Source organism: Acinetobacter sp. V110_1 (genome assembly GCF_031798975.1).
Classification (GTDB): domain Bacteria; phylum Pseudomonadota; class Gammaproteobacteria; order Pseudomonadales; family Moraxellaceae; genus Acinetobacter; species Acinetobacter nosocomialis_A.
The window spans coordinates 1-15,547 of record NZ_JAVQNN010000021.1 but is presented as its reverse complement, the minus strand read 5'-3'; the positions used below and the strand labels follow the sequence as shown (position 1 = coordinate 15,547).

The 15,547-nt window shown below is 39.4% G+C and carries 20 protein-coding genes, 1 tRNA gene and 1 riboswitch; of the genes, 9 read left to right on the top strand and 12 right to left on the bottom strand.

Annotation, left to right across the window (positions count from 1 at the left end):
- Positions 1 to 6: 6 nt before the first annotated feature.
- The 5 genes from rluB to RMA95_RS08500 all read right to left on the bottom strand — a co-directional run bounded on the left by rluB (position 7) and on the right by RMA95_RS08500 (position 3,948).
- Positions 7 to 930: a 23S rRNA pseudouridine(2605) synthase RluB gene (gene rluB, locus RMA95_RS08520; protein WP_263613051.1), complete on the bottom strand. Its 924-nt coding sequence runs from the start codon at positions 928 to 930 to the stop codon at positions 7 to 9.
- A gap of 41 nt (positions 931 to 971) precedes the next feature.
- A complete protein-coding gene (scpB, locus tag RMA95_RS08515; protein ID WP_004703403.1) occupies positions 972 to 1,565 on the bottom strand; it encodes an SMC-Scp complex subunit ScpB in 594 nt (197 codons plus the stop codon).
- Entirely contained in the window at positions 1,562 to 2,353 is a 792-nt protein-coding gene (locus RMA95_RS08510; RefSeq protein WP_311070151.1) for a segregation/condensation protein A, read from the bottom strand. The genes scpB and RMA95_RS08510 overlap by 4 nt, the downstream gene beginning before the upstream one ends.
- 225 nt (positions 2,354 to 2,578) lie before the next feature.
- Entirely contained in the window at positions 2,579 to 3,196 is a 618-nt protein-coding gene (locus RMA95_RS08505; protein WP_151761909.1) for an L-threonylcarbamoyladenylate synthase, read from the bottom strand.
- Between the two features lie 89 nt (positions 3,197 to 3,285).
- Positions 3,286 to 3,948: an elongation factor P hydroxylase gene (locus RMA95_RS08500; RefSeq protein WP_311070150.1), complete on the bottom strand. Its 663-nt coding sequence runs from the start codon at positions 3,946 to 3,948 to the stop codon at positions 3,286 to 3,288.
- A gap of 96 nt (positions 3,949 to 4,044) precedes the next feature.
- Between RMA95_RS08500 and RMA95_RS08495 the strand changes: the two genes are divergently transcribed.
- From RMA95_RS08495 to lysM, 6 genes are all read left to right on the top strand, one after another.
- Complete coding sequence (locus tag RMA95_RS08495) at positions 4,045 to 4,605, top strand: DUF177 domain-containing protein (protein WP_002050389.1); 561 nt, start codon at positions 4,045 to 4,047, stop codon at positions 4,603 to 4,605.
- A gap of 74 nt (positions 4,606 to 4,679) precedes the next feature.
- On the top strand, positions 4,680 to 4,865 hold the full coding sequence (gene rpmF / locus RMA95_RS08490; RefSeq protein WP_000290730.1) for a 50S ribosomal protein L32: 186 nt from the start codon (positions 4,680 to 4,682) through the stop codon (positions 4,863 to 4,865).
- A 152-nt stretch (positions 4,866 to 5,017) separates the two neighbouring features.
- Positions 5,018 to 6,004, top strand: coding sequence for an ACP S-malonyltransferase (fabD, locus tag RMA95_RS08485; protein ID WP_311070148.1), 987 nt, complete (start codon positions 5,018 to 5,020; stop codon positions 6,002 to 6,004).
- On the top strand, positions 6,001 to 6,735 hold the full coding sequence (fabG, locus tag RMA95_RS08480; protein WP_000191300.1) for a 3-oxoacyl-ACP reductase FabG: 735 nt from the start codon (positions 6,001 to 6,003) through the stop codon (positions 6,733 to 6,735). The genes fabD and fabG overlap by 4 nt, the downstream gene beginning before the upstream one ends.
- A gap of 84 nt (positions 6,736 to 6,819) precedes the next feature.
- Positions 6,820 to 7,056, top strand: coding sequence for an acyl carrier protein (gene acpP, locus RMA95_RS08475; protein ID WP_001279871.1), 237 nt, complete (start codon positions 6,820 to 6,822; stop codon positions 7,054 to 7,056).
- Positions 7,057 to 7,245: 189 nt separating this feature from the next.
- Entirely contained in the window at positions 7,246 to 7,719 is a 474-nt protein-coding gene (gene lysM / locus RMA95_RS08470) for a peptidoglycan-binding protein LysM (protein ID WP_263613054.1), read from the top strand.
- A 45-nt stretch (positions 7,720 to 7,764) separates the two neighbouring features.
- Here the strand turns inward: lysM and RMA95_RS08465 are convergent, their stop codons facing one another.
- Complete coding sequence (locus RMA95_RS08465) at positions 7,765 to 8,532, bottom strand: hydroxymethylpyrimidine/phosphomethylpyrimidine kinase (RefSeq protein WP_311070145.1); 768 nt, start codon at positions 8,530 to 8,532, stop codon at positions 7,765 to 7,767.
- A gap of 97 nt (positions 8,533 to 8,629) precedes the next feature.
- Between RMA95_RS08465 and RMA95_RS08460 the strand changes: the two genes are divergently transcribed.
- Positions 8,630 to 9,304, top strand: a complete 675-nt coding sequence (locus RMA95_RS08460) for an HAD-IA family hydrolase (RefSeq protein ID WP_311070144.1) — start codon at positions 8,630 to 8,632, stop codon at positions 9,302 to 9,304.
- Positions 9,305 to 9,362: 58 nt separating this feature from the next.
- Here the strand turns inward: RMA95_RS08460 and ribB are convergent, their stop codons facing one another.
- Complete coding sequence (gene ribB / locus RMA95_RS08455) at positions 9,363 to 10,022, bottom strand: 3,4-dihydroxy-2-butanone-4-phosphate synthase (RefSeq protein ID WP_311070143.1); 660 nt, start codon at positions 10,020 to 10,022, stop codon at positions 9,363 to 9,365.
- Between the two features lie 90 nt (positions 10,023 to 10,112).
- A riboswitch (FMN riboswitch) is annotated at positions 10,113 to 10,262 on the bottom strand.
- Between the two features lie 176 nt (positions 10,263 to 10,438).
- On the opposite strand from ribB, the gene RMA95_RS08450 reads away from it, so the two are divergent.
- Together RMA95_RS08450 and RMA95_RS08445 are read left to right on the top strand one after the other, a co-directional pair.
- Positions 10,439 to 12,220, top strand: coding sequence for a DUF2157 domain-containing protein (locus tag RMA95_RS08450; RefSeq protein ID WP_311070142.1), 1,782 nt, complete (start codon positions 10,439 to 10,441; stop codon positions 12,218 to 12,220).
- On the top strand, positions 12,220 to 12,780 hold the full coding sequence (locus RMA95_RS08445; protein ID WP_311070141.1) for a GDYXXLXY domain-containing protein: 561 nt from the start codon (positions 12,220 to 12,222) through the stop codon (positions 12,778 to 12,780). The genes RMA95_RS08450 and RMA95_RS08445 overlap by 1 nt, the downstream gene beginning before the upstream one ends.
- Positions 12,781 to 12,832: 52 nt before the next feature.
- Here RMA95_RS08445 and panD read toward each other — a convergent pair whose 3' ends face one another.
- From panD to RMA95_RS08420, 5 genes are all read right to left on the bottom strand, one after another.
- Positions 12,833 to 13,213, bottom strand: a complete 381-nt coding sequence (gene panD / locus RMA95_RS08440; RefSeq protein WP_016142035.1) for an aspartate 1-decarboxylase — start codon at positions 13,211 to 13,213, stop codon at positions 12,833 to 12,835.
- Between the two features lie 130 nt (positions 13,214 to 13,343).
- Entirely contained in the window at positions 13,344 to 13,925 is a 582-nt protein-coding gene (gene pth, locus RMA95_RS08435; RefSeq protein WP_002050315.1) for an aminoacyl-tRNA hydrolase, read from the bottom strand.
- A 20-nt stretch (positions 13,926 to 13,945) separates the two neighbouring features.
- Positions 13,946 to 14,242, bottom strand: coding sequence for a 50S ribosomal protein L25 (rplY, locus tag RMA95_RS08430; protein WP_263613059.1), 297 nt, complete (start codon positions 14,240 to 14,242; stop codon positions 13,946 to 13,948).
- A 98-nt stretch (positions 14,243 to 14,340) separates the two neighbouring features.
- Positions 14,341 to 15,291, bottom strand: coding sequence for a ribose-phosphate pyrophosphokinase (locus tag RMA95_RS08425; RefSeq protein WP_002120445.1), 951 nt, complete (start codon positions 15,289 to 15,291; stop codon positions 14,341 to 14,343).
- A 36-nt stretch (positions 15,292 to 15,327) separates the two neighbouring features.
- Positions 15,328 to 15,402: transfer RNA gene (locus RMA95_RS08420), tRNA-Gln, on the bottom strand.
- Positions 15,403 to 15,547 lie beyond the last annotated feature (145 nt).

Sequence of the window (15,547 nt, the reverse complement as noted above, 5' to 3'; positions counted from 1 at the left end):
CTTTACTTAGAACTTTTTAAATCCACGGTTAAAACCCGTCGATTTGCGCTGATTACCTGTGTTAGCTGGCGCTTCTTTTTCATCATCACGACGTTGTTGACGTAAATAACCACCACGACGTGCTGCCATTGGCTTTTCAGTCATACGGTCAGTACGACGTTTTGCCATGCCAAATAAACCTGTACCTTGACGTGGCTTTAATTCAACAGATTTTGCCAAGTTGTCGATGTCAGTTTTGTCTAACTCCATCCAACGGCCAGTACGCAATTCACGTGGTAAAATAACAGTACCGTAGCGAGTACGTAATAAGCGGCTTACTTTAAGACCTTGTGATTCGAAAATACGGCGAACCTCACGGTTACGGCCTTCTTTCACTACAACTTGATACCAGCGGTTAATACCTTCACCACCAATTTCAGAGAAAGATTCGAACTTGGCTGGACCATCTTCAAGCTCTACACCATTGACCATGTTTTGACGTAATTGTGGGGTTACTTCACCCATTACACGTACAGCGTATTCACGTTCAATTTCATTAGATGGGTGCATTAAGCGGTTAGCAAGCTCACCATCATTTGTGAATAGTAATAAACCTGTACTGTTAATATCCAGACGACCTACCATTACCCAACGGTCATTTGCAATTTGTGGCAAATGATCAAATACGGTTGGGCGTTTTTCTGGGTCATTACGTGAACAGATCTCACCCTCAGGTTTATAATAAATCAGTACACGACGACGAATTTCGTCCTCGATTTGGAACTGAACTTTACGGCCATCAATGCGTAATTCATCGCCTGGTTCAATGCGCTCACCCACTTGGGCAACGCTGCCGTTTACACTCACGCGTCCTGCGGCAATAACCTCTTCCATATATCGACGGGAACCTAATCCGATTCGCGCTAATACTTTTTGCAATTTTTCACTCATGACAGCACAACCTTAGACATAATGATCAACAGTCCACCTCTTTATGATTTCGGTGCATTCGCATCGAGAGCCATAAATGCTTCCTTGGCGTTCTGTAGGGGAGGCAATTGGCCTAAAGAGGCTAGACCAAAAGCATTCAGAAATTGAGGCGTTGTAATTAGCAACGCAGGTCTTCCGGGTAAATCTCTAAAACCAGCTTCTTTAATCCAGTTCCAGTCAAATAGCGTTCTGAGAATCTGACTATTATTAGATACACCACGAATTTGTTCAATATCAGCACGCGTGACTGGTTGATGATACGCAATGACGGCCAACGTTTCTAGTAAAGATGGCGACAGTTTTGTTGGTCGCTCTGGCCAAATCTGCGCAATAATATTGCGATATTTGGATCTTACCTGAAAACGGAAGCCTTGCGCGGTTTCAATCAACTCAATAGAGCGGCCATGTTGTAAGAGGGCAAGCTGTTGTAAAAGCTGACGAAGCTGTTGTTTGTTATATTGATTATTAAAAGCTTCTTTTAAACGAGCAATTGAAACAGGTGCTTCACTGGCAAAAATAATCGCTTCAAGTTGCAATAAAACTTCGTGATGAATGTCAGCTAATGACAAATCGGTATTATTTTGTTCAAAACTCATGCCGCAGACCCTTGAATAGCCAATGGAGCTTCAACACCTGTCGCAATAATTTTAATCTTTTGTTGTCGGGTCAATTCTAAAACAGCCATAAAAGTTACAACCATTCCCATACGGCCTTGTTGGGGGTTCAGTAATTCTTTAAAACTTAACACGTCGCCTGACTCTAATTTCTCTCCAATATAAGCAATACGTTCTTCTAATAGTACAGGCTCTTGTGCAATTGTGTGCGTTACAGGTTCTGGACGGTTAAATACGCAAAACAAAGCATCGTGTAATGCTGAAACATCATAACCTTCATAAACAGGTGCAATATGTCCTAAGCTTACATTGGCACTAAATGTATCACGGTCAAGAACTGGCATTTGACCTAAACGCTCAGCAGCTTGCTTAATGCGTAAATAAGTTTCTAGTCGATCAATAAGATCCTGCTTCGGATCTTTTTCAATACTAACAACAGTTGGCTTAGGTAAAAGTAAGCGAGACTTCAAATCAGCCAATAAAGCAGCCATCACCATATAGTCGGCAGTCAGCTCAATATTTAAGGATTTCATGCTATCCATATAAGCTAAATATTGAGTGGCAATAGGGGCGATATCGAGCTGAACTAAATCAAAACCGTTTTTCTGAATCAGATAAATTAAAAAGTCGAGTGGTCCTTCAAACTGTTCGAGTAAAATCTCAAAGGCAGCCGGAGGAATATAAAGATCTTCAGGAATCGTGTCGTGCCACTCATCTAAAACACGGATGTGTGGAACGTCTTCCATGGATTGATGAAGTGATTGGTTCATTACGATTATAAGCCACGCGAATTTTCAAAAGCATGAGACTTGTTTTCAAGTCAATAAGAGCTGTAGCAGAAGAACAGCAGATAGTGCAAAACATTCTAAAGGAATTGTGACTTTTAATAAATTGCTTAACGACTAAAGTGTAAAAAAAATCCAAACTAAATAAAGAGTATTTTTTTTCTTGATAATACTTTTTTTTTAACTGTTGGTAAAAAGGAGAATAAGTGCTTATTCGAAAGCACTTACATCTCCAGCACCATGACGGATAATTTCTGGATGTTCACCCGATAAGTCAACAATACTAGTGGTAGTTAAAGTACCGAACCCACCATCGATAAAGACATCAATACGTTTAGCCAACTGATTTTCAATATCATAAGGATCATCAAGTGGGTCTTCTTGCCCTGGTAAAATCAATGTACTTGTCAGTAAAGGTTCACCAAGTTCTTTTAATAAAGCCTGACAAATTGGGTTACTCGGAATACGTAAACCAATCGTTTTCTTTTTAGGGTGCATTAACCGGCGCGGAACTTCGCTGGTTGCAGGTAAAATGAAAGTCGTAATGGCAGGTGTATTTGCCTTTAATAATCTATAAGTCGCATTATCAACTTTTGCATAAGTGGCAATATCTGATAAATCGCAACACATAATTGCATATTGATGTTTAGGACCTAAATCACGAATTTGGGCAATACGTTCCATCGCATTTTTATTACCAATCTGGCATCCGATTGCATAGGCAGCATCGGTAGGGTAGACCACAACATCTCCTGCACGAATACGCTCAACCGCTTGGTCAATGAGGCGTTGCTGTGGATTTTCAGGATGTACATGTAAATGCAGCATATTTTAGAGACTCCATCACGCCAGTATTAAAAATAGTATTAGACTTTTCAAACTTGGGAAGCAAGTAACTTACGTAGTTTTTTTGTCATTTAATCAAGGAGTTCACGTTTAAATTCATCTAATTGTAACGCTGTACTTGCTCGTGTACATTGGCAAATACATTCAATGAATCTTGCTGCATCGACGGGTAGTTTAGCTTCACCAGAAAAGTAACGTTGTACTTGGGCATAAACATTATCTTTAAACTTTTTACCATCTCCGCCATCACCTGTCAGGTTATCTAGAGATACTCTAAATTTTCTGCCAAAAGACTGGGCAAATAGCCATTCAATGGCTTGAGGCTTGATTTCTACTTGTTCAAATAAATCCTGCTGTTCTTTAGTTCGACCATCTGGCGCATACCAATAACCTAAATCGGGTAATAGGCGACGTTTTGCACCTGCAATTGTCCAATGGCTAATTTCATGCAAGGCGCTATTGAAAAAACCATGGGCAAATTGAATTTTAGCTGGTTCATGTTCATTCGCTGGGAAATATTCTGGTTCAAATTCTCCACGAACTAATGTCACATTATGGTGGGAAAACCAGTGATTAAAGTGTAAAATAAGCCAATCAACTTGCTCAGACTCTAATTTTGAGCTTGGCCATGGTGAGAGTTGCACCATGTCAGGTAAAAGAGTGTTTTGGTGAGTTGAATGGGTGCAAACGAGTAATGAAGTGTTAACTTCAGGTTGCGGCTGCAACAGGTGCATTGCTTAATTTACCCCGAGTTCTGTCTAAAGAAGTACAAAATTGTATCTTAATCTTTGACAGAGTACCGATGAATTTGTAGAATTGCCGCCTTAATTATGTCAGCAAATACCTTTCCGGCACAGATTGAGCCGTTTAAATGGGCTGAACAAGGCTTTACATGGTCAGGTCAACTGCCATTGTCTCGTCTTGCTCGTATTGCTCGTGAAGCTGTTGGGTCAATTGATAACCAATTGATCAACATAGACTGTAAGCTATCAATGGATGCCTATCATCGCATTGTGTGGTTAGATGGTCATATGGAAACAAAAGTTCCGATGGAGTGCCAACGTTGTTTGGAACCTGTTGAAATGCCAATTGTTTCTGACTTTCATATTGCACTTGTAGATGATGAGTCACTGATAGAGCGCTTGGATGAGGATGCTGATTTCATCGTTTTAGGTGAAAGTGAGTCTTCGACAAAAGGTGATTTTGATACACCTGCTTCGATCAACTTACTCGCATTACTAGAAGATGAACTGTTATTGTTGATGCCTTTATCTCCCAAGCATGATGCTTGTGAACATAAACATCAACCTACCATTCAGAACGTTGTCGAAGAGAAACGGGATAACCCGTTTGATGTTTTGGCAGGTTTGAAGGGTAAACTTAACTCATAATTTGTGTTATGATTATGAGATAAGACAACTGAATTTGTTCTGATCCATTTTTTCGATCTTTGTAAGGAGCCATCATGGCCGTTCAGCAAAACCGTAAAAGTCGCTCTCGCCGTGACATGCGCCGTTCACATGACGCTTTAACCGAGAATGCATTAACAGTAGACCAAGCAACTGGTGAAACTCATCGTCGTCACCACGTGACTAAAGACGGTTTCTACCGTGGTCGCCAATTATTCGCTAAAGCAGCTGATGCTGAATAATTGCATGATATGCATTAAGCGTGATGCTTAAGTATAGAAAAAATGGGAGCGAAAGCTCCCTTTTTTTGTTGTTTTTCGCAATTATAAATATACAAATTAAATGTTAAATTTCCGCTCCAGAGAAATGAGTGAAAACCCAAAAAGGATTTCTTATGTCTGCTAAACGTCTTGAACAAGTAGCTTTAGCCACAAAAACTGCATTTGTGTTTCCGGGTCAAGGTTCACAAAAAGTTGGTATGCTCGCTGAACTCGCAGAACAGTTTAGTGGAGTTGGGCAAACTTTTGCTGAAGCTTCAGACGCGCTAGGATTTGATCTTTGGCACATTGCGCAAAGTGGTGAAGGTTTAGACCAAACAGAAAACACCCAACCTGTATTATTAACTGCCAGCATCGCTTTATGGCGTCTATGGTTAGATTTAGGTGGTTTAGCGCCTAAATACCTTGCAGGGCACTCTTTAGGTGAATACAGCGCTTTAGTTGCAGCGGGTTCAATGAGTTTGGCAGATGCAGTTAAATTAGTTAATTTGCGTGGAAAACTCATGCAAAGTGCTGTTCCTCAAGGGGAAGGCGCTATGGCTGCAATTCTTGGTTTGGCCGATGATAAAGTAGTTGAATTGTGCCAGAGCGTGACTGCATCGGGTCAAGGTTCAGTTGAAGCTGCAAATTATAATTCACAAGGTCAGGTTGTAATTGCGGGTAGTACTGCATCTGTACAGCAAGTTATGGCATTGGCAAAAGAACAATCTGCTAAAGCAATTGCTTTACCAGTTTCTGTACCTTCGCATTGTTCATTGATGAAACCTGCTGCAGAGAAATTTGCAGAAGCTTTGGAACAAACTGCCATTGAGCTACCTACCATTCCTGTAATACAAAATGTCAACGCGGGAATTGCTACCGATGTTGCTCAATTACGTCAGGCTTTAACGGCACAATTGTACCAGTCTGTACAATGGACTCGTACCATGCAGTCTCTACAAGACCAAGGTATTCAGTACATTGTTGAATGTGGTCCAGGTACAGTATTGAGTAATCTCGCAAAGCGTTTACCAAATATTGAAAAAGCTTTTTCTATTGATAGTAAGAGCAAAATGGAAGATGCCCTAAATGCTGTTTTAGTGGCAGAAGGAAAAATTGCATGACACAAGAACGCAAAGTTGCATTAGTAACGGGCGCGAGTCGGGGCATTGGCGCTGCAATTGCCCAGCAACTTATTCAAGACGGTTATTTTGTCGTAGGTACTGCGACTTCTGAATCTGGTGCACAAAAGCTAACTGATAGCTTTGGTGAACAAGGTGCAGGTTTGGCGCTCGACGTGCGTAATCTCGATGAGATTGAAGCAGTCGTGTCTCATATTGAACAGAACTATGGTCCTGTACTTGTTCTTGTTAACAATGCAGGTATTACGAAAGACAATTTGTTGCTTCGTATGTCTGAAGATGATTGGGATGACATTCTCAATATCCACCTTAAAGCCGTTTATCGTTTATCTAAACGCGTACTTAAAGGTATGACGAAAGCACGTTTTGGTCGAATTATTAATATCAGTTCTGTTGTTGCTCATTTTGCAAACCCAGGCCAAGCAAACTACTCTGCTGCTAAAGCAGGTATTGAAGCATTTAGCCGTAGCCTTGCAAAAGAGATGGGTAGCCGCCAAATTACTGTAAACAGTGTGGCACCAGGTTTTATTGCAACAGAAATGACAGATGCACTTAGTGAAGACATTCGCAAAAAAATGAGTGATCAAGTGGCTTTAAATCGCTTAGGTGAGCCACAAGATATCGCAAATGCGGTGAGTTTCCTTGCAAGTGATAAAGCAGGTTACATTACCGGTACGGTATTACATGTAAATGGTGGTTTATACATGGCCTAACGCCGATGTATAAACTTTTAAAAATTTTTATATTCAATTAAACTAGTGGCAAATCAAACGCCACAAGCAATGAGGAGAATTCCTGTGAGCGATATCGAACAACGCGTTAAACAAGCAGTTGCAGAACAACTTGGTCTTAAAGCTGAAGAGATTAAAAACGAAGCATCTTTCATGGATGACTTGGGTGCTGACTCTTTAGATTTAGTTGAACTTGTTATGTCTTTCGAAAATGACTTCGACATCACTATCCCTGATGAAGATTCAAACGAAATCACTACAGTTCAATCTGCAATTGACTATGTAACTAAAAAACTTGGTTAATTCGCATATTGCTGATTAAAAAGAAGGCCACCGTAAGGTGGCTTTTTTTTATTTGAGTAAAATAATTGAGAGAGATACATATTTTTACAAGATCAACCTCAATTGATAGCAGAGGTGTCTCTTTTTTCAAGTATAACAATAAGGGTCAGTTTAATGACTTTACTATAAACAATAAGATGAGGACTAAAAATGGGTCTTTTTGATTTTGTAAAAGGTATTGGTAAGAAAAATACCGCACCAGCAGAACCACAACCAGCTCCAGCAACTCCAGCAGAACCTTCTGCACAAGAAGTGGCGAATAAATTATTAGGATTAATTAAAAGTTTAGGCCTTGGGGTGGAAGGCTTATCTGTAACATATAATGGTTCAACTGATACTGCGACTATTAATGGTCAAGTGCAAAGCCAAGCGGATAAAGAAAAGATTATTCTTATTGTTGGTAACATCGATCATGTTGCACATGTAGATGACCAGATGACTGTTGTGACTCCAGAACCGGAAAGCAAATTTTATACAGTAAAATCTGGTGATAATCTTTCAAAAATTGCGAAAGAATTTTATGGCGATGCAAACCAGTATCCGAAAATCTTTGAAGCAAATAAACCAATGTTGAAAGATCCAGATGAGATTTTCCCTGGACAAGTTTTACGTATTCCACAGTAATTGGAATAAATAAAAAGGCGCTTAAAGCGCCTTTTTATTTGGTTGTTAAAATCGTTTTGGAATCTTTTGTCCATTAGGTACGGGTGTTTCGGCATTTTTTAAAACACCAAATAACCATGTTTCTGCATGTTGTACTGCAATTTTTAGAGAATCACCTAAAGCTAAGCGACCTGCAATAAAACTCGCTAATGAACAACCTGAGCCATGATATTCGCCTTCAAGGCGAGGACAGCTACTACTCGCTGCAAGTTCACCATCAATATATAAACTATTTTTAATGAAGTCGGGGGTATCTTCGTGTCCACCTTTTACTAATACAGCTTTAGCACCCATTTCAAAAAGTTTTTTGGTTGCTTGCTCTAAGTCGTCAATACCTGTTAATGCTCGTAATTCAACTGTATTGGGGGTAATAAGAGTCGCTAGGGGAATCAGTTCAACAAATGCTTTAACTAAGGTTGCTTGGTCACCTAAAGAGCCACCGCTATTTGCAACTAAAACAGGGTCAAGTACATATTGATAATCAGGATGAGCACGTAAAAATTCAGCGAGTGCAGCAATATTATCTGTGGTGCCCAGCATACCTGACTTAACACATTTAATGGGTAAGTCACCTACCACGGCATTAGCTTGAGCTAGTAATAGTTCTTTTGAGGTTGCTTCAAAGCCAAATACTTGTTGTGAGTTTTGAATGGTAAGAGCCGTACATGCAATTGCTGCATGGGCGCCACTTTGTCCAATCGCTTCAATATCGGCTTGTAAACCTGCACCACCTGAAGGGTCTAAACCCGAGAAACAAAGTACGGTTGGACGCACGGTTATTTCCTTTTCAATTTAAATTTACGTTAGTATAAGAGAGTTTGATTAAACTCTCGACCAATTGAATTAAATACTTTACTGGGTTAGTGATTGAATGGCTATAAAACATATTTTGATTGATTTAGATGGAACCTTAACAGACCCAAAAGTTGGAATCCATACTTCAATTCGCTATGCAATGGAGAAATTAGGTTATCCATTGGCTGCCGATTTAGATATTGACTGGACAATTGGCCCACCTTTAAAGCCTTCACTCGCAAAATTATTAGCTACTCAAGATGATGCTTTAGCTGAACAAGCTTTAATGGCTTATCGTGAGCGTTTCTCGGTCATTGGTTTATTTGAAAATGAAGTATATCCATCTGTTGCAAAAACGCTTAGCGCTTTAAAAAAAGAAGGATATCGTTTATTTGTTGCAACTGCTAAACCAACGATTTATGCAAAACGTATCTTGGACCATTTTGAATTAAGCCAATACTTTGTACATATCTATGGGAGTGAGTTAACGGGTGAGCGGACTAATAAAGCTGAACTCATTCGTTATATTCTTGAGCATGAGCAATTAAACCCAGAAGAGTGTTTAATGGTAGGTGACCGTCAATATGATGTTTTAGGTGCTCGCCACAATGGTATTGAGGCGGTAGCTGTGACTTACGGTTATGGAACAGCAGAGGAACTTGCTCAAGCACAGCCAAAAGCAATGATTAATCAGTTCTCTGAACTTTTGGACTATGTTGAAGAACTGGCAGCACAAAAGAAAGTTTCTTAAATATAAATAAGTTTTAATTTATAGGTTTGGCTTTGTCGTAAAGCCAAACCTTTTTTGTTTAAATGCTGTGTTGCTGGCGGTATTGAACAAGTTCTTCAATCGTAATCACCGTTAAGTGATGAGTTTGAGCATATGCTAAAACTTGAATGCCCGACGCCATCGTGCCATCTGGATTGGTTAATTCACATAATACGCCAGCGGGTTTAAGCCCGGCTAGTCTTGCTAGATCAATTGTTCCCTCGGTATGACCTCGACGAGTAAGGACTCCACCATTACGTGCACGTAATGGGAAAACGTGACCCGGACGATTTAAGTCACTTGCAACAGCACCATCTTTAATAGCAGTTTTAATGGTTGTTACACGGTCTTTAGCAGAAACACCAGTGGTAACGCCTTGAGCAGCTTCAATGGTTACTGTAAAAGCAGTATGAAACTGACTTGAGTTTTGAGAAACCATGGGATGGAGTTCAAGGTGATCTGCTAATTCTTCTGTCAGGCATAAACATACAATACCTGAGCCATCACGAATCATACGTGCCATGGTCTCAACAGTTAGCGTTTCTGCTGCAACGATTAAATCTGCTTCATTTTCACGATCAAAGTCATCCATAACCAAGACAGGTTTGCCTTGACGGATATCTTCTAATGCTTGTTGAATACGCTGCTCAGCAGGAGAGAGGGCTGAGAAAAAAAGTTCTGGTTGAATTAAGCTAGACATAATGAAACGCTCTCGTAAAAATACGGTTGAACATTTCAGGACTGATGTAAAAACAGGCTGGCACTGAAATAAAACGGATTTATCCCAGTTCGTCGTCTTCTTTCATCCGGACTATACCGTCGGCTTTGGAGTTTCACCAAATCTGCTCAAATTACACAATTTAAGCTCGTGGGCTTGTTAATCTATTCATAAAATTAACTTTACCACCGGTGGGGAATTCCACCCCGCCCTGAAGCGATGGGTTTTATTATAGCGCGCTTGGCAAAATTGGCTAGATGCTTTTGTAGAATGCTAAGTCTCATTATGAATAAGTATTTTCATAAATCGAAATAGGTTTTTTAACAAGAGCTTACTTGTTGGTTTTAAAAGTGAATGCTATGTTTTTTATAGAAAATTATAAATAAAACAGGTTTTTCATGCAGATTAGAGGCGATTATCCATTTAGGAATACTTTATTTATTCAGCATCTCCATATTTTTAGTTATGTATTTATGGCGCTCAGTATTCTTTATTTAATTGCTGCTAACTGGTTGATGCTTCCTGATAGCATTCAACTCATTATTCCACCTGTTATATTGCTTGTCACAGCTTGGGTGAGCATAAACGGTACCTTAAGCGAGGGAATACGGCAGACTTTACATGGTACTTGCGGCTTAATGATCGGTTTGAGTTTAGCTGTAATTGGGCAAGTTTATCAAACTGGTGCAGACAGTTATTTAGTTTTCTTGATTTGGACTCTGTTTTTATTGCCGTGGCTATATCGACCAAATATTGGAATCTTTGCTTTAATTTGTATTACAAGCCAACTTACACTTTTTTTATTTTTTAAACAGACTTTCTGGGCAGAAAAGTTTCCTTATCTTTATCTTTTTGCTCTAAATTTATTAAGTCTTGTCCAGTTCTGGATCTGTCAAAAGAAATATACAGCCTTACGTTTTGTTTTTATTGCTTGGTTTGCTGTTATTTCAATAATAGGGATGATCCAATTTTTATCGAATAAAAATTTACCGTATCTAATTTCCGCTTTCTTTCTAGGCGTTATTGCTTTCTATTATTTCTTTAAAAAGAATGATCAGCTATGTGCCAGTTTGATGGCTGCTGTTCTCGGTGTAACCGCAACAATATGGCTTGTAGATGGTATTAATCATTTATTTAAAGATTCTAATGAGTTCATTTTTTTATTGATTGCGGGCATTATTTTTATTTGGTTTGCACTCATTAGTTACTTCTTAATAAGAATTTTTCGCCAAAGTCGTTTTTATGTTATTCCTTTAGCAATTGGTGCTTGGCTTGCTGGTTTAGCACTTGCAGCATTTACACTCGTATTTTGGAAGACTATTTCTTTAATTATTGGAATCATTTTTGTTGTTATAGCTATAACATTACTGACAAAATCTCAAAGCTATTTCATTCGGCAATTTGCATATTGTTTATTTGTGAGTGGGCAGACTGCTTTTTTATTCCATCTTGGTTCTGAGACAAATCAAATTTTATGGGTGTTGATTGCCCAGATTTTTATGCTATGTATCAGTTATTTTCTTAAGCCTCATTGGTTCTTTATTTTAATTCAAATGCTCGCAACTTATGGCATAGCATTTATCTACATACTGCAACTAGACCATTCATTGTGGTCAGTACATCCGACTCAAACTTACTTCAATTTAACTTTACTTAACTATTTAATTTTTAGCTTAGTACTACTAATAGGGAGTAAGGCAGCTATATTGTATGAGCGGAGTATCTTTTTATGCGTACTTGCTGTGATTTTGGTGAACTCATTCTTTGATAATTTTATAGGGTTAGCATTGCTTGATTCGGCTGATCAGTCATCATGGTTTTTCTATGTTTTACCAAGTCTATGGTTATTGTGCTTTAGTTTTTTCTATCTCTATAGGCAACTTCACGCTATAACTTTTTTTGCCTTTTTAATTTTTGGCATAGTACTTATTGCACTCGGCTATTTTGATGTATTCATTCTATTTATAATTTTGACATGGGCCTTAAAAAATAAAGATCGCGTTGTTTACGGTATTACACTTCTTGTGTTTGCTATTGTACTTTGGCAACTTTATTACAGTCTACAATTAAGTTTTCTAGCTAAAAGTGCATCAATCCTAGTGTCAGGAATTATATTGTTGGCCTTATATGGATTGCTCCTACAAGAAGCTAAGAACAATTTTGTTGAGGGAGAAAAGTAATGAAAAAGTATTTCTCTCTTATACTTGCAATAGTCACTGTATTAGTTTTTGCAGGTTTGGTAGCGAAAAATGAATGGCGCCTGCATCAGAGTAAAAGTATTTTTATTAAGCTTAAGCCCGTTGACCCTCGCTCCATATTACAAGGGGACTACATGGCGCTGGCGTATGAATTAAATTTACAATCTCTTAAAGCACTTTCAGGAAGCGAAGGTGAAGCTTTAGATCAAGTGATTCTTAATCATGCCAATATTCCAGCAAAAGTTATTTTGGATTCACAAAATCGAGTAGTTCGTACAATTTTAGATACTCACAATTCATTTGCTGGGCAAAGTTTAATTTTAAAAAATCCTGAAAATCGTTTGCAGGCTTTATATCCAGCTTCTCGAAGTTTTTTATTTGCCGAAGGTCTAGCCCAATGCTATGAAAAAGCAAAGTATGCTGAATTTAAGGTAAATACAAAAGGCGAGGCGACTTTATTTGATTTAAGAGGAGAAGAACTACAGCCTTTAAACTGTAAGCAGCAGCGAAGCTGGTGGAAGGGGACTGCTAGGAATTTGTAAAGTCAAATAAAAAAGCCCGTATTTACGGGCTTTTTTATTTTTAAATCTTTAATTAAGCAACTTGTACAGGAATGCAATTCGCTGTGTGGTTGACTGTATTATCTGGGTTTGCATATACCAAACGTGGTTTATGAGCATTTGCTTCAACTTCTGTGAAATCACCAAATGTAGCAATAATAACTAAATCGCCTACATCTGCTTGGTGAGCAGCACCACCGTTTACTGAAATAATGCCAGAGTTGTCTTCACCACGAATCGCGTAAGTTGTGAAGCGCTTGCCATTAGTTACGTTCCAAACGTGGATTTCTTCGTATTCACGAATACCAGCTAAATCCATCAATACGCCATCAATTGCACAAGAACCTTCATAGTGAAGTTCAGCATGGGTTACAACTGCACGGTGAATTTTGCATTTTAATAAACGAGATAGCATGGCTAGCGTCTCCTGAGTAGACCTAAGAAGATCTTATAGTGAAATCTTTTGCCTTTGCCATTCGGGCAAGGTGGCTGATGCGCATTTTGCTCCTAAAAAAGCAAGATAGCAAGCTTGATTGTTCAACAATTTAAGCTGGTTTATACGCATTAATTTGGTTCATGGCCTGTGATACTTGTCCTTGAACAAGTAGCTTTACTTTAGAAAGAGCGTGATCAATTGCTCCATCCATCAGGCTTTGTTCACTACTTGGTGCTTTTCCGAGTACATGCCCAGAAACTCTTTCTTTTGAACCTGGATGTCCAATACCAATTCGTAAACGATGAAAATTTGGACCAATATGTGGGACAATATCACGTAAACCGTTATGACCGCCGTGTCCACCGCCTGTTTTGAGACGAATTACACCAGGGTTCATATCAAGTTCATCATGAGCAATCAGAATTGCTTCTGGAGCAATTTGATAGAATTTTGAGAAAGGAACAACACTTTGTCCAGAACGATTCATGTAAGTCGTTGGTAGAAGTAAGCGAACATCGTGTCCTTCTATATTACCACGACCACTGATTCCGTGAAATTTTGGATCATTTTTTAATGTAATGCCATATTTATCTGCAAGCTGTTCAACGAACCAGAAGCCTGCATTATGGCGGGTTTGGGCATATTCTGAACCAGGATTGCCCAAACCAACAATTAGCGAAATATTTGACACTAATTTACGCCTTTAAACACTTATGCGCGTTTGAAGTCAGCGTGCATAGGAGTGTTTTTAGATGGGTGACGTTGTAACGCTTGGATTTTAACGTTTTCAACTTTGTCGCCCACTTTGATTTCTACAACTTCTTCAAAGAAAGCATTGTTTTCTAAAGCTTTTACAAGCTCACGAAGTTCTAAAGTAACAGTTACAGGCTCAGCGTTACCACCGTAGATGATAGCTGGAACTAAAGATTCGCGACGAAGGCGGCGGCTCGCACCTTTCCCTTGTTTGTCTTCAGCACGCGCTTGAGCGTTGAATACGAAGTTTGCCATGAGATAAATCCTCATTAAAGATTAAATAAACTAAACTTGCGACCAGTTTAGTGATAGAAAACCCCAGCCAAAGCCAGGGTTAAGAAAAAGCTGCAATATTATAAACTATCGAACATCGCGCTGATAGACTCTTCGTTATTAATACGACGAATCGTTTCAGCAACCATGCTAGCAACAGAAACTTGACGGATTTTGCCCAAAGTCAATGCTTCTTCAGAAAGAGGAATTGTGTCAGTTACAACTAACTCATCAATGACTGAGTTGCGTAAGTTCTCAATTGCTTTACCTGAAAGTACAGGGTGAGTTGCATAAGCAACAACACGACGTGCACCAAATTGCTTAAGTGCATCAGCTGCTTTACACAATGTACCAGCTGTATCAACCATGTCATCTACAATAACGCAATCACGATCTTTTACATCACCAATCAAGTGCATAACTTGCGACTCATTGGCTTTTTGACGACGTTTGTCGATGATTGCTAAATCGATGTCACCCATCTGTTTGGCAACAGCACGTGCACGTACTACACCACCAACGTCAGGAGAAACCACCATAAGGTTATCATGTTGTTGTTGACGTAAGTCAGCAAGCAAAGCAGGAGTACCGTAGATGTTGTCGACTGGAATATCGAAGAAACCTTGGATTTGGTCAGCATGTAAGTCAATCATTACGACACGGTCAATACCAACAGTGGTAAGCATGTCTGCAACAACTTTAGCTGTAATCGGCACACGTGCAGAACGTGGACGACGGTCTTGGCGAGCATAACCAAAATAAGGAATAACAGCGGTAATACGACCAGCACTTGCACGACGCAATGCATCTGCCATTACCAAGATTTCCATAAGGTTATCATTGGTAGGCGCACAAGTAGGCTGAACGATAAATACGTCTTTACCACGAACATTTTCAGTAATTTCTACTGAAATTTCTCCATCAGAAAAGTGACCGACTGATGCAGCACCTAGAGGGATATGTAAGTGACTTACGACTTTTTGAGCGAACTGTGGATGAGCATTTCCACTAAAAACGACAAGATTGGGCATGAAGCACCCTTGGCGGTTGGTATGTAATGAAATAGATGGCAGGGGCGGCTGGATTCGAACCAACGGATGCCGAGATCAAAACCCGGTGCCTTACCACTTGGCGACGCCCCTAATGCGGCAGAACTTTAATATTTTTGCAATGCAATGTCAAGAATAATCAACAAAAATCAAGGCAATTAAGTCTGTCTTTAAAATAAGAGAATGGCAGGGGCGGCTGGATTCGAACCAACGGATGCCGAGATCAAAACCCGGTGCC